Origin of the sequence: Vibrio sp. 10N.261.55.F4 (assembly GCF_041470465.1) — a bacterium.
GTDB classification, from domain to species: Bacteria; Pseudomonadota; Gammaproteobacteria; order Enterobacterales; family Vibrionaceae; genus Vibrio; species Vibrio crassostreae_C.
In genome coordinates, this window is sequence record NZ_JBFRMM010000042.1 from 1 (window position 1) to 13,870 (window position 13,870).

11 protein-coding genes are annotated in these 13,870 nt (G+C 43.4%); 6 read left to right on the forward strand and 5 right to left on the reverse strand.

Annotation, left to right across the window (positions count from 1 at the left end; genetic code table 11):
* The first annotated feature begins 276 nt into the window (after positions 1-276).
* Both mepA and AB4249_RS19210 read left to right on the forward strand, forming a co-directional pair.
* Complete coding sequence (mepA, locus tag AB4249_RS19205; RefSeq protein WP_029235577.1) at positions 277-1,116, forward strand: penicillin-insensitive murein endopeptidase; 840 nt, start codon at positions 277-279, stop codon at positions 1,114-1,116.
* Positions 1,117-1,389: 273 nt separating this feature from the next.
* Positions 1,390-1,698, forward strand: coding sequence for a hypothetical protein (locus AB4249_RS19210; protein WP_017062536.1), 309 nt, complete (start codon positions 1,390-1,392; stop codon positions 1,696-1,698).
* Between the two features lie 43 nt (positions 1,699-1,741).
* Here AB4249_RS19210 and AB4249_RS19215 read toward each other — a convergent pair whose 3' ends face one another.
* The 3 genes from AB4249_RS19215 to rdgC form a co-directional block, all read right to left on the reverse strand.
* A complete protein-coding gene (locus tag AB4249_RS19215) occupies positions 1,742-1,996 on the reverse strand; it encodes a YfhL family 4Fe-4S dicluster ferredoxin (RefSeq protein WP_004735061.1) in 255 nt (84 codons plus the stop codon).
* A gap of 34 nt (positions 1,997-2,030) precedes the next feature.
* On the reverse strand, positions 2,031-3,449 hold the full coding sequence (gene yegQ / locus AB4249_RS19220; RefSeq protein WP_017062848.1) for a tRNA 5-hydroxyuridine modification protein YegQ: 1,419 nt from the start codon (positions 3,447-3,449) through the stop codon (positions 2,031-2,033).
* Positions 3,450-3,655: 206 nt separating this feature from the next.
* The gene (gene rdgC / locus AB4249_RS19225) at positions 3,656-4,570 is read right to left on the reverse strand and encodes a recombination-associated protein RdgC (RefSeq protein WP_017062534.1); all 915 of its coding nucleotides are present in this window, start codon (positions 4,568-4,570) and stop codon (positions 3,656-3,658) included.
* Between the two features lie 194 nt (positions 4,571-4,764).
* Between rdgC and phoB the strand changes: the two genes are divergently transcribed.
* The 3 genes from phoB to AB4249_RS19240 are packed head-to-tail and all read left to right on the forward strand — an operon-like array spanning position 4,765 to position 7,760.
* Positions 4,765-5,454 (forward strand): phosphate regulon transcriptional regulator PhoB, encoded by a 690-nt coding sequence (phoB, locus tag AB4249_RS19230; protein ID WP_004735064.1) that lies wholly within the window; start codon positions 4,765-4,767, stop codon positions 5,452-5,454.
* Positions 5,455-5,487: 33 nt separating this feature from the next.
* Positions 5,488-6,786: a phosphate regulon sensor histidine kinase PhoR gene (gene phoR / locus AB4249_RS19235; RefSeq protein WP_019823041.1), complete on the forward strand. Its 1,299-nt coding sequence runs from the start codon at positions 5,488-5,490 to the stop codon at positions 6,784-6,786.
* Positions 6,783-7,760 (forward strand): PstS family phosphate ABC transporter substrate-binding protein, encoded by a 978-nt coding sequence (locus AB4249_RS19240; protein WP_032546748.1) that lies wholly within the window; start codon positions 6,783-6,785, stop codon positions 7,758-7,760. Before phoR ends, AB4249_RS19240 begins: the two co-directional genes overlap by 4 nt.
* Positions 7,761-7,836: 76 nt before the next feature.
* Here AB4249_RS19240 and ppx read toward each other — a convergent pair whose 3' ends face one another.
* Complete coding sequence (gene ppx / locus AB4249_RS19245; RefSeq protein ID WP_372104460.1) at positions 7,837-9,348, reverse strand: exopolyphosphatase; 1,512 nt, start codon at positions 9,346-9,348, stop codon at positions 7,837-7,839.
* Entirely contained in the window at positions 9,339-11,435 is a 2,097-nt protein-coding gene (gene ppk1, locus AB4249_RS19250; RefSeq protein WP_372104463.1) for a polyphosphate kinase 1, read from the reverse strand. Before ppk1 ends, ppx begins: the two co-directional genes overlap by 10 nt.
* Before the next feature lie 200 nt (positions 11,436-11,635).
* On the opposite strand from ppk1, the gene AB4249_RS19255 reads away from it, so the two are divergent.
* On the forward strand, positions 11,636-13,852 hold the full coding sequence (locus AB4249_RS19255) for an ABC transporter permease subunit (RefSeq protein WP_372104466.1): 2,217 nt from the start codon (positions 11,636-11,638) through the stop codon (positions 13,850-13,852).
* Positions 13,853-13,870 lie beyond the last annotated feature (18 nt).

The window sequence follows — 13,870 nt, forward strand, 5'->3', positions numbered from 1 at the left end:
ATTTGTGTACGAGAGAGGCCGTCTTTAAAGTGTGCGAGCGCAAGTAAACGCATCTTCATCTGAATGGTTTTTTGCTGGCTCGCAAGCTTTTTGAAGTCAGTGTTATTAAGGCTATCCATGGCTAAATTTCACAATAATTCATCAATCTTAATTAGATCACATTTTTACTTTAATTGGTATAATTCACTAGCTACCACCAAAAACTTAAGTACGATATGCACCTAATCCTAAATGGCGACTAATATAATGAGTAAGCGTCAGTAATTTGGGATTATTATGAGGTTCTTTTTTGCACTGGTTGTATTCTTTTGTTCATTTTCTCTATCAGCAACTTCGTGGGAAAAAGAGAGTCACCCTACTAAAAATTCACCCTCATCAATTGGAAGCTATGCCAATGGCTGTCTAGACGGCGCGCAGGCTTTGCCTATTAATGGTTTGGGGTATCAGATCATTCGCCCTCAAAGAGAGCGCTACTATGGCCATACAGAAGCTATAAAGTTTATTGAGAGGTTAGGAGTCACGACCAGCGAGAAGCTCAATACTAATTTATTGATCGGTGATATTTCTCTTCCCAGAGGAGGGCGCTTTTCTTCAGGTCATTCAAGTCATCAAACAGGGTTAGATATTGATATATGGCTAAGGTTAACCAGTAAGAGGTTGTCAGAGAACGAATTAGCTGTGCCTAAACCTGTGAGCGTTGTGGATCTTACCAACTACAAATTGCGTGAATCGAATTGGACCGATGATCATTTTCAAGTTATTCGTTATGCGGCGAAAGATGAAAAAGTGGTGCGTATTTTTGTTCATCCAGTGATCAAGCAAACCCTTTGTGAACAAGAAAACTCTGACGCTAATGATAGAGCTTGGTTAGGCAAAATAAGACCTTGGTGGGGACACCACTCCCACTTCCACGTTCGTTTAAAGTGTCCTGAAGGCAGTTCAAACTGCATAGCTCAAGCGAGCCCTCCTAAAGGTGACGGTTGTGGAGATGAACTTGCAAGTTGGGCTCCAAAGACTGTTCCAGTTCCACCTCCTAAAAAAGTAGCGAAAACTAAGAAAAAGAAAAAAGTTAAAGTGATGCCAAGTCAGTGTTTGGCCTTGATATCGAATAAGTAATCCTGTTCATCGAGGCTTTTTACAGTGGTACTGCCACTGGTTTTTTCGACTCTAAAACTGGAGAAATATCACACTTTTGTCTAGAGTTTATAAACACGAGATTAAGAACATCGTTTGATATTAATAAAAGCAATAACGGTATCAGCAAGGGCGATGGCGAATTTGACAAGGTTTGGTCAGGGATTGAGTGTTTTGGGGTGAAAGATACGGCTTATATGCAGTATGCGAAATCAGAGTCTGATACCCGTCGATAGATAATTCAAGGATAAGACTATGACTATGATTTGTGCGAAGGAATTTTCAGAATGGTTAAGACATAGGTTCAACGCTGAAAGCTCGGGTATTTCAATTTCAAGAGATGACATCAATCAGCTAACAGGCAGACAACGTTTAGACCCTAGTTTCGTAAATGATGTTCACTATGAATTGATGCAGTATGGAATGGCATTTGTGACCGATACCAGCAGGGAAAACTTTTATCTTGTTCCTATAGCTCAATCAATAAACTGGCGAGAACGACTCGAATATCAATTTGAAAAAGAGCTCTTCTGCAATATTTATCCAATCGGAAAATCAGGATGAAAAAAAAAGGTTCAACTTATGGTTAAGTTGAACCTTTCTTCTTTTAGGTCAAGCCTTGAATGATAACAAACTTCTCAAGTAGCTCGTCATCAGTTTCAATATGGTTTGGGTCAGTGATGATGCATTTTGTAATCGGACACACTGACTGGCATGTTGGCTTTTCATAGTGACCTTTACACTCTGTACATAAATCAGGATCGATCTCGAAGATGCTGTCGCCCATAGTGATTGCACCATTTGGGCATTCAGGATCACACATATCGCAGTTTATGCACTTGTCAGTAATTAACAGAGCCATTATTTTCTTCTCAAGTAAGTCGCTTAAGTAAAAATTATTTGCCTGATGCGTTACGTGTATCTTGGCCTTCGCTCAAGTTACGCATCAGCAAGCCGTACTCTAGATCTAGATCTGCTGGTACAGGAATAAATACAAAGTGACCGTTACCTTTCGCATCGTCGACCGCTTCAGATTTGCGGTTTTCCATAACTTCTAGTTTGAAAACAACGTTACCTTTCGGTGTCATCATTTCTAAGCTGTCGCCTACTAGGAACTTGTTCTTCACTTCTACTTCCGCTAGGTCACCACGGCGCTTACCTGTGAACTCACCAACAAACTGTTGAGTGTCAGAGATAGAGTAACCGTACTCGTAGTTTTGGTATGTATCGTGTGTATGGCGACGTAAGAAGCCTTCAGTGTAACCACGGTGAGCTAGGCTCTCTAGTGTACCCATTAGGCTTTCATCGAATGGTTTGCCTGCCACTGCATCGTCAATAGCTTTACGGTAAACCTGAGCAGTACGTGCACAGTAGTAGAAAGACTTAGTACGACCTTCAATCTTCAGAGAGTGAACACCCATCTTCGTTAGGCGCTCAACGTGTTGGATTGCACGAAGGTCTTTTGAGTTCATGATGTAAGTACCATGCTCATCTTCAAACGCTGCCATTTTCTCTTCTGGCTTGTGTGATTCAGAAAGCAGAACCACTTCGTCTGTTGGTTTACCAAGGCCTAGTGTGTTGTCTGGACGCTCATCTTGAACTTCAATGTCTTGCGTTTCTACTTCTTGAATAGCAACACCAGTAGGGTTTGCTTCAACGATCTGACCGTTTTCGTCTTCTTTCGCTGCTTCTGTTTTGTATTCCCAGCGGCAAGCGTTGGTGCAAGTACCTTGGTTTGGATCGCGTTTGTTCATGTAACCAGAAAGCAGGCAACGGCCTGAGTAAGCCATGCAAAGTGCACCGTGAACAAAGATCTCTAGCTCTGTTTCTGGGCAGTGTTCGCGAATCTCTTCGATCTCTTCAAGCGATAGCTCACGAGATAGGATTACACGCTCAACGCCTTGAGTTGACCAGAACTTAACGGTCGCCCAGTTTACTGCGTTTGCTTGAACCGAAAGGTGGATTGGCATTTCAGGGAATGCTTCACGAACCATCATGATAAGACCAGGATCTGACATGATAAGCGCGTCAGGGCCCATGTCGACAACTGGTTTAAGGTCGCGAATGAATGTTTTTAATTTAGAGTTGTGCGGCTGAATGTTACATACAACATATAACTTTTTGCCTTGAGCATGAGCTTCATCGATACCAATTTGTAGGTTTTCGTGATTGAACTCGTTGTTACGAACACGAAGGCTGTAACGTGGCTGGCCTGCGTAAACTGCATCTGCGCCATAGGCGAATGCGTAACGCATGTTTTTAAGGCTTCCTGCCGGTGATAATAGTTCAGGTACAAATGGTTTTTGTGTAGTCATTGCTTCGTTCTCTAATCTGATCTCAAGTCAGGTTGATAGCACCAAGTGATATCAAAGGGGCGCAAATTTTACGCTAAAATGAGTTTGGTTGATAGCCCTAAAGATAGCAATGACATTAACAAGAGGGTCTAGAGGCAGATATAAGTGAGAACTTAGTGAGAAATAAGCTCAGATACCGTTAGCACCTGAGCCTATAGTTTGACTGATTAAGCGTTAGGTTGAGTTAACCCGCCTAATGATTCAAATAGGTTTGGAAGGAAAACACTGAACTCACCACAAAGTAGAGAGAAGTCCGCATCAAAACGCGCAGCTTGATCTTCACGAGGAATATCGTCGTTTTCGTCTTTGAGCTCATCACTGAATTTTAGGCGTTTGATGCTGCCATCTTCTGCAAGAATGAATTCAATACGGTCTTGCCAGTTGATAAGAAGTTTCGTCACCATCTTATTGGCTTCGATGTGGTTTTTAATCTCATCAGCTTCTAGTTCTTGTTTCTTAACTCGAACAATACCGCCGTCTTCTTGAATAGATTTTAGTTCTGCTTCATCAAGCATAGTGATGCCTTGTGGCGTATCACCTGATTTCACCCATTCTGTAAGAGTCGTTTCGATCGCTTGCTCTGGGATAGCTGGCACTACTGGCAGGCTACCCATTGTCTTACGTAGCAATGCTAATACGTCTTCTGCTTTTTTGTAGCTGCTCGCATCAACCACAATGAAACCTTCTTTTGGCATGATCAGCGCATAAGTAAAGTTACTGCGGCTGAATGCACGAGGAAGTAGATCAATGATGATGTCTTCTTTTAGGCTGTCTTTCTCTTTCTTTTTCAGAGGGGTACCAGACTCTGCCTCAAGCGTTTCTACTTTTGCGTTCAATGATTCTTTGATCACAGAAGCGGGTAGCATTTTCTCTTCTTTCTTTGCACAGATAAGAATGCGGTTTTCTGATACGTGCGTCATCATATCGCCATGTCTACCCATTGCGTGTACCCAACCAAACTTCTGTTTGTCTTGGCTACCACAAGGAGTAAAGCGGAATTCTTCAAGTTGTTTCTCTAGCTGATCTGCGTTGAAATCAATATCACGGTTGAAGCGATAGACTAGGCAATTTTTAAACCACATAAATTTTTCTCATACCTTTTTAGAAGTGCTTCATGATATGAGATCTAATTCGATTTGTCCCTAGCTCTGTATCAAAAGTTATAAAGTGAAATGTTTGAGACAGTTATATGAAAATTTGTTTTCAAAGGTCACAAAAGTGTCATAATTAACTCAGATAATGCAATGCGTTGATTAAATACAAAGGCTATTCAATTATGTCGAGAAGGATTCTGGTCGTTGAAGATGAAGCACCTATTCGTGAGATGCTGTGCTTCGTGCTTGAACAAAAAGGCTACCAAGCAGTAGAGGCTGAAGATTACGATACAGCGGTAAACAAGCTATGTGAACCTTTCCCAGATCTAGTATTACTAGATTGGATGCTACCTGGTGGTAGCGGGATAAACTTTATCAAGCACATGAAGCGTGAAGAGTTAACTCGCAACATCCCAGTGGTGATGCTAACAGCTCGTGGTGAAGAAGAAGATAAGGTTCGCGGTTTAGAAGTTGGCGCTGACGACTACATTACCAAACCGTTTTCGCCAAAAGAGCTTGTTGCTCGCCTTAAAGCGGTGATTCGTCGTGTAACACCAACGGCATTGGAAGATGTGATTGATGTACAGGGCCTTAAATTAGACCCAGTATCACACCGCGTGACCGCAAGTGAAGGTCCAGTTGATATGGGACCAACAGAATTCAAAATGCTGCATTTCTTTATGACGCACCAAGAGCGTGTATACAGCCGAGAGCAGCTGCTTAACAACGTTTGGGGTACCAATGTTTACGTTGAAGACCGAACGGTTGATGTACATATTCGACGCCTGCGTAAAGCACTTGAATCTGCAGGTCACGACAAGCTAATCCAAACGGTTCGCGGCGCGGGCTACCGTTTTTCTACAAAGGCTTAGTGTGGCTTCGCTACCCAGTTTACGGAGTCCTGAATGGTTGAAAAGTTAACCTGGAAAAAGCTGGCTTGGGAGCTGGCTTTTTTTTACGCACCTTGGGTTTTGGTTGGATGGATATTCGGCTACCTACCTTGGTTACTGCTGGCTGCTACGGTATTGCAGCTCGGCTGGCATCTACACAACCAAATGCGCTTGTCCGCATGGTTGTGGGATGAGAAGCGTCTAACGCCACCATCAGGTTCTGGGAATTGGGAGTCTCTGTTTAACGGTATTTATCGTATGCAGCAGAGACAGCGTCGCAAACGTAAAGAGCTGACCAACCTTATTCGCCGTTTCAGAAACGGTGCAGAATCCCTTCCCGATGCCGTTGTGGTATTTCGTGGAGAAGGGAATATCGTTTGGTGTAACAAGCTAGCTCAGTACTTACTTGGGTTTCGCTGGCCAGACGATTCAGGACAACCGATTTCTAACTTGATCCGCACGCCGGACTTCATCAAGTATCTTAATAAACAAGATTTTTCAGAACCGTTAGAGATGCCTTCGCCACTTAACGTGGAACGTATGCTTGAGCTTCGTATCGTGCCGTATACCGAGGGTGAACACCTGATGGTGGTACGTGATGTTACTCAGCTAAAACAGCTAGAAGGCATGCGTCGTAACTTCTTTGCTAACGTTTCTCACGAGCTACGTACTCCTATGACCGTACTTCAGGGCTACCTTGAAATGACGGAAGATCCAGACATGGTCGTTGGGCCTATGTGGCCTAAGGCTCATGGTGTGATGACTGAGCAATTGAATCGCATGAACAGTCTGGTCAATCAGCTATTAACACTTTCAAAAATCGAAGCTGCGCCGATGCATGAGCTCGATGAAGTGGTGAACGTTCCGGCGATGCTTGAGGTTCTTGAGAAAGAAGCGGCAAGCCTAAGTGGTGATCGAGAGCATAAGCTTGAGTTTGATATCGATAAGAGCCTACGCGTTCTTGCTGATGAAGATCAATTGAGAAGTGCTATATCGAATCTGGTTTACAACGCAGTGAAATACACACCACCGGGCGCGACGGTTAAGGTACGTTGGTACCAGACCAGTCAAGGTGCTTGTTTGGATGTATCAGACACCGGAGACGGTATCGAGCCACAACACTTACATCGACTCACAGAGCGTTTCTATCGTGTAGATAAAGCACGCTCACGTGATACAGGTGGTAGTGGTCTTGGATTGGCGATTGTGAAACATGCGCTTAGTCATCATGACTCACATTTAGAAATTCAAAGTGAAGTAGGTGTCGGTAGTCGATTCCATTTTACATTGCCAAATCGACTGACAGTGTCATGAGTTGTGTGACACGCAGGATGCGTTTACCCGTAAGCTTATTGTTAACATTTGCTTTGGTTAACCCAGTTCATGCCGATCAGGGTGTCGACTCACTGCCTGATTACGCTAAGGTGCCGGGTATTTCAGGGAGCCTATTGTCTGTTGGTTCGGATACCTTGGCGGGTATGACGACATTATGGATGGAAGAGTTCAAGTCTTACTACCCGAATGTGAACGCTCAAGTTCAAGCTTCTGGTTCTTCTACTGCCCCTCCTGCTTTAACGGAAGGCACTGCTCACCTTGGACCAATGAGTCGTCCAATGCGCCTACGAGAAGTCGAAGCGTTTGAAAGAGAGCATGGCTATAAGCCGACAGCACTGAGAGTCGCTATCGATGCGATTGGACTTTTTGTGCATCGTGATAACCCTATTGAAGGGCTCAACTTTCACCAGATTGACAGTATATTCTCAGAGACATTGCGTTGCGGAGCGACTAAGCCGCTAAATAATTGGCAAGATTTGGGCATTGACCAACCGTGGGCAAAACATCGATTCCAACTGTTTGGTCGTAATTCTGTATCGGGGACTTATGGATACTTCAAACAGAATGCACTGTGCGGCGGTGACTTTAAAAACCGAGTCAATGAGCAACCTGGTTCGGCTTCAGTCGTTCAGTCGGTCGCTTCATCCATCAGTGGGATTGGCTACTCGGGCATTGGCTACCGCGTAGCAGGTGTTAAGCTGATTCCTATTGCAGAGCACGGCTCTAATTATGTTGAGCCTACGCGTGAGAATATCTTGAGTGGTGATTACCCTCTATCTCGTTTTCTCTATGTGTATGTGAATAAGCATCCGGATAAACCACTTTCTCCGGTTGAGAGAGAGTTCCTTACTTTTGTATTCTCAAAGCAGGGACAAGAGCTTGTAGAAAAAGATGGTTATTTAGCGATACCGTCTGAGTTCGCAGAGCAAGAATTGGCAAAAGTCGGGCTCTAATTCAGGCTAAGACAAACTTAGAAAAAAACGTATGAACAGCTTGCGCGTCGCAAGCTGTTTTTATTTTGACTGTTCGTTATTTTAGCTGCAACGACCATTCTGCATTTTTCCAACGTTGTTGCTCTTCTCTGAGCTCATAATCAAGCAGTTGGTTTTGGGCCAACCAATCGCTGTTAGTTCCTTTCAATTCCCAGTTATCCTGTTGTTCAATCGTTAGAGTCACGTCTGGGGCCAGTGCTTGATTTCGCTGACGGTTGAGTAAGATAGCGAGTCTCAATATACGAATCAGCAGGGTGACTTGTTGCTGAGTAAACAGAGAAAGTTCCGGCAAATCTTGTAGTTTGAGCGCTTTTCTTTGATAGCGAACCAATGCTGATATAAGGCGTTGTTGCTCAGTATTAAAGCCTGGCATTGTCGTATGCTTAAGCAGATAAGCCGAATGGCGGTGATAGCCTTGGAATGCAATGCTTTGTCCTACCTCATGAAGTACTGCAGCCCAACCAAGCAGATCATACAGCTCATTAGTGACCGCAGTTGTCACTTGAGGCTGTACTTGTTTCAGCAATGAAAGAGCGAGCACTTTCACTTTCTCGCCATGAGTTACGTCTACATGGTATCGAGAGACGAGCGTTTCGGCAGTTCTTGTTCGAATATCAATATCTTTAAACCTATCCTCCATGTCATAAAGAACGCCTTCTCTCAGGGCACCATCAGAAAAATGTAACTCCTTGATGTCTAGCGTATCCATTGCTGCTGAAAGAATGGTGACGCCTGCAGCAAACACAGGCTTTCTCTCATCACTTAAGCCTGAAAGATTTACGGTGTTGGATGATGAAAACTCACATAAGTGATTCTTTAAATAGGACAGGCGTTGGGGCGTAATGAGACCATCGGTGAACCCTAAGCCAATGAGTACTTCTTTTATTGATTTCGTGGTACCAGATGAGCCAAAAGCGATTTCCCAAGGGGCTTTTGTGTATTCTTCAATCAATGGCATCAATAGACGAGTAGCTGCGGTATAAGCATCTGAGAAGTGTCGCGAAGTTAGCCCTTCGTCAGCAAAGAAACGTTGAGTGAAGTTGACGCATCCCATCGGTAAACTGCGCATAATTAGAGGAGTAAAGCCTTGTCCGGCGACGAGTTCCGTACTCCCTCCACCGATATCAATAACCAACTTAGATTCAGAAGCGGTTTGAGTGTGTTCTGCTCCGTTATAGATTATTCGAGCTTCTTCTTGACCGGAAATGATCTCTATTGGAAAAGGAAACAGTGGCTTGGCTTGCTCTAAGAAGTCTTTAGCGTTTTTGGCTTTTCTTAGGGTATGAGTCGCGACGACTCTGACATCATCAAGTTCAAAATCCGCTAGTCGTTCTGCGAATACCTTGAGGCACTCTAAACCTCGCTCGATAGCGCTTTCGGATAAGAAGTTATGCTCATCCAACCCATCGCCTAATCTCACTTTCTGTTTATGTCTGCTGACTAATTGCAGGTGTTGATCGAATACTCGTGCAACCACCATATGAAAGCTGTTCGAACCTAAATCGATAGCGGCAATACATCGAGAATGTTTGTTATCAATTAGCGGCATGATTTCTTCTCTTGTTTGTACTTCTTGCGAGCAAGTTTCTCCATACGTTTAATATAGTGGTAAGTGGAGAGTTGTGACGTCGGGTATTCGAGTTGGTTTGCTGGTGCTTCTATGTAAGGGTTGCTCATCGCTTGGTCTAGCACTCGAGCTTTGTTGCTGTCATCGAAATGAAATTCGGTGATATCGATAATGGTTTGCTTGATATTTGGATCTAAAATTGGAGTGGCGACTTCGATCCGATGATCGAAGTTTCGCATCATCCAGTCAGCTGAAGATATATAGACTTTCGGCTTTCCAGCGTTACCAAAGATCATCACTCTTGGGTGTTCAAGAAAACGATCGACCACACTGACAATCTCAATATGGTCACTGATGTTGGGTATGCCAGGGACAAGAGAGCACATGCCACGAATGACCATTCTCACTTTTACATTGACTTGGCTGGCCTGATAGAGCTTCTCAATGATCTCTCGGTCGACCAAATTGTTGAGTTTTAGAGTGATGCTTGCAGGCTTGTTCTCCATCGCGTTTTGTATTTCATTATCTATCAACTGATACAGACGTTTTCTTGTATTCTTCGGTGACACAATCAGTTGTTTGAACTGTGATTTTTGATAAGGGTTTTCAATATACTTAAAGACTTGTCTCACCTCTTGGGTCAAATCTTCATTCTCAGTGAGCAGAGAAAAATCGGTATACACGCGCGCTGTTACTTCATGAAAGTTACCGGTGCCAATATGGGCATAATGCGCCGTATGCTTGCCTTCTTTCCGTTTAATGAGCAGCAGTTTGGAGTGGACTTTCAAACTTGGGATGCCATGGATGACTTTTATACCGGCTTCTTGAAGTTTCTTTGTCCACTGAATATTGGCCTGTTCATCAAAGCGAGCTTGCAGTTCGACAACTACTGTGACCTTTTTTCCATTGTGTGCCGCATCGATGATTGAGCTAAGGAGTTTGGAGCCTTCTGCAACACGGTAAACGTTTATTTTTATGGCGGTTACCTTCGGGTCAAAGGAAGCCTGCCTCACAAGTTCAGTAATGTGATTAAAGGTGTGATAAGGGTAATGCAACAAGATGTCACGAGCTTTGATCGCTTCAAAATAGTTTGGGTAATGGCTGAAATGCGCGCACTTAATCGCGGGTAGAGGACGATTAACTAAATCACGTCGGTTAAGGCTTGGGAACTCAGAGAAATGTTTGAAGTTATGATAGCGACCACCTGCGATGACACTGTCATAGTCAGACAGTTTAAGTCTGACTTGTAAGAAGTTGAGCATTTCAGTTGGCATTTCAGATTCATAGATCAGACGTATCGGCAGTGCCGTTAAGCGCTGTTCTAAACCTAAAGACATCGATTCTAATAGGTTATTTTCATTGTCCTCTTGCAGATCATAATCGGCATCACGTGTCATTTTTATCGCAAAACAACGCAATGAGTCATACTCAAAGAATCCTTTAAGTAAGTCATCCAAACAAAATCGAACTATATTATCTAACAAGATCAAAGTTGTACGCTGCGAACCCGAAGTTTCCGGTAACTTAACAAATCGAGGGAGTGCTTCTGATGGGATTTCGAGTAAGACATATTGAGATGATGCATCACGCTCGATGTCGATGGCTAAGTAACTTTGTTCATCTTTGAGAATATTAAGTAACTGGCTATCTTCGTTCAAGAGAATCGGAGTTAAGTGTGGCAGCACTTTTTTCTTAAAGTACTTTTTTATCCAGCCACTTTGTTCTTCGCTGATTTGTTGTTCGTTGACCAGAAAAATACGATTGCGTACCAATTCCAATAGCAAGTCGTTATACAGTTCATGGAATTGAGCATCGAGCTTGCTTGCTTTGCTCTGCATTTTAGTCAGTAGGCTTTTCGGCGAGTTGGAGGTTAGCTGTGGATCTTGAAGTAAGATCTTTCGCTTCACATCAGCAAATCGGACTTTGTAAAACTCATCGAGGTTTTTCGAGTAAATACCTAAAAAACGAACTCTTTCGATTAAGGGGACTGACTTATCTGCCGCTTCTTGGAGCACTCTTTCGTTGAAGGATAACCAGCTAAGTTCTTTTGTGACATAGTCTTTTTCCATCGAGATGAGAATCCTTGAGTACTGGCTATAGAGCTGATTACTTTAAATTAGAATGGCAAAATTCACAAAATCTATGATCTTACTTTAAGAAATATGGCTAACAAACTTGTTATTAGTTTCAGTTGTTTAACGTAACTTGTAATATAATTGTCATCTAACGTACATATTATGTCAGTAGCTAAAAAAAGGTAGATAAACAGATGGCTTCAGCCCAATTTTCATTGAAAGAGCGCGACAAAAAAAGATGGTTGAAAGATCGTCTCGTCCGTTTTTCAGTGACATGTGGTGCCGTCAGTGTTCTAGCTGCTCTGGTATTGATCTTTGTTTACTTGGCGATGGTCATTTTACCGGTGTTTTCTGATACTGGTTTAGAGACAGACCAAGCCGTAAAGACCGTTGCTGTAGAAAAGCCTATCGCCTTATCTGTTGATGAATACGGTCAGCATGCATTTACTATCGAAAAATCTGGCTTGGTGCAGTTTTGGGATTTAGAGTCTCAAAATACACACTCTTACTTTGAGCGAAATGTTTTAGCCAATCCTGTTGCCTTCTCTCGAAATACCCCATCAGAAAACTGGTTTGCCTTTGCCGATAGTGCAAGCAACCTTACTTTTTTCTATCCTGAGTATAGTGCGCCTGTGCTGCAAAAGGGCAGTGAAGCCGATCCTAAAATTGAGCAAATCGATCTCCCAGAACCATTTTTAAATGATGAACCCTCAAATGGGGCGACGATCGACAAATTCGCGTTCTCTAAGAATGGACGTGGGATTACGGTTGCCGCGCAGTTAAGTGACCAACGAGTCTTGGTTAAGTGGTATCAGAGTGACCTTACTGGTCAGTATGTTTTTCAGAAGAGCCAATGGCTATCGGATAAGTTGGGCTTGCAGCAGCAACTGCTTGTCACACCTGATGGGCAAACCTTATACCTACGAGCACAATCGGATTTGGTTGTTTTGAAACTATCAGATAACGGTTTTGATGTTCGTGAAGTGATTGATCTTAGCTTAAATGATGCGAAGCATTCCGTGAAAAACATCGATTTATTGTCTGGCGCATACTCGTTGTTGGTTACGCATGAGGACGGACAGGTTTCTCAATGGTTCGATGTACTCAAAGATGAAAAGCGTAGCCTGACCCATATTCGAGACTTCCAACTTGCTGAACAAGTGCAATTTATTCTTCCTGATACTTATAGAAAGGGTTTTTATAGCTTCTATAAGAACGGCACATTACAAAGCCACTATACGACCAGTGAAAAGCTGTCGCTGTTCGAGCGTGCATTTGATAAATCACCACAATTAGCGGCTATGTCTGCCAATGAACTGCATCTGGCGACGCTGATTGATGGCACCATCAGTGTGGCTAAGGTCGATAATGAATACCCACAAATATCATTCTCATCGCTTTGGCAAAAGGTCTGGTATGAAAGTTACCCTGAGCCGCAATACGTTTGGCAATCAACGTCGGCGAATGATGACTTTGAAGAGAAATTCAGTTTAGTACCTATCACATTCGGTACTATCAAAGCCGCTCTGTTTGCGATGATGTTTGCCGTGCCGGTTGCTGTGCTCGGAGCTATTTACACCGCTTATTTTATGTCTCCACGCATGCGAAGAGTGGTGAAGCCTTCGATAGAGCTGATGGAAGCTCTTCCAACCGTGATCATCGGATTTTTGGCTGGGCTTTGGTTTGCTCCAATCGTTGAAACACATTTAACGGCTGTCTTCTCATTAATGATGCTATTACCACTGAGCACACTGTTGACTGGACTTGTTTGGTTCTGTTTACCGAAGAGGGTAACGGGTCGCTTCTCTAACGGTTGGCATGCTCTGATATTGATTCCGGTATTGGTGATTACAGTGGTTGCGGTGTTTGCTGGTGGAAACAACATTGAAGCCTTGTTATTTGGTGGTGATATTCGTACCTTCTTGGCTAGCTATGGTATCGACTTTGACCAACGCAATGCGCTAGTGGTTGGTTTTGCTATGGGCTTTGCGGTCATCCCAACGATTTTCACTATTGCTGAAGATGCTATTTTCTCTGTACCTAAACATTTGTCTGATGGGTCATTAGCGTTGGGTGCGACGGCGTGGCAGACGCTTATTTATGTGGTGCTATTGACGGCGAGTCCAGGTATCTTTTCTGCGGTTATGATGGGCCTAGGGCGAGCAGTTGGTGAAACCATGATCGTCTTGATGGCGACAGGTAACACCCCAATTCTTGACTGGAATGTTTTGGAAGGGATGAGAACTTTATCGGCAACGATTGCTGTTGAGCTGCCAGAATCAGAAGTGGGTGGTTCTCATTTCCGCTTGCTGTTCTTGGCTGCACTCTTGCTGTTTATCTTTACATTCGCGGTGAACTCAGTTGCTGAGTGGGTTAGACAAAGACTGAGAGATAAATATCGTGCGCTGTAGTTTTAAAGGTTTGCCTCA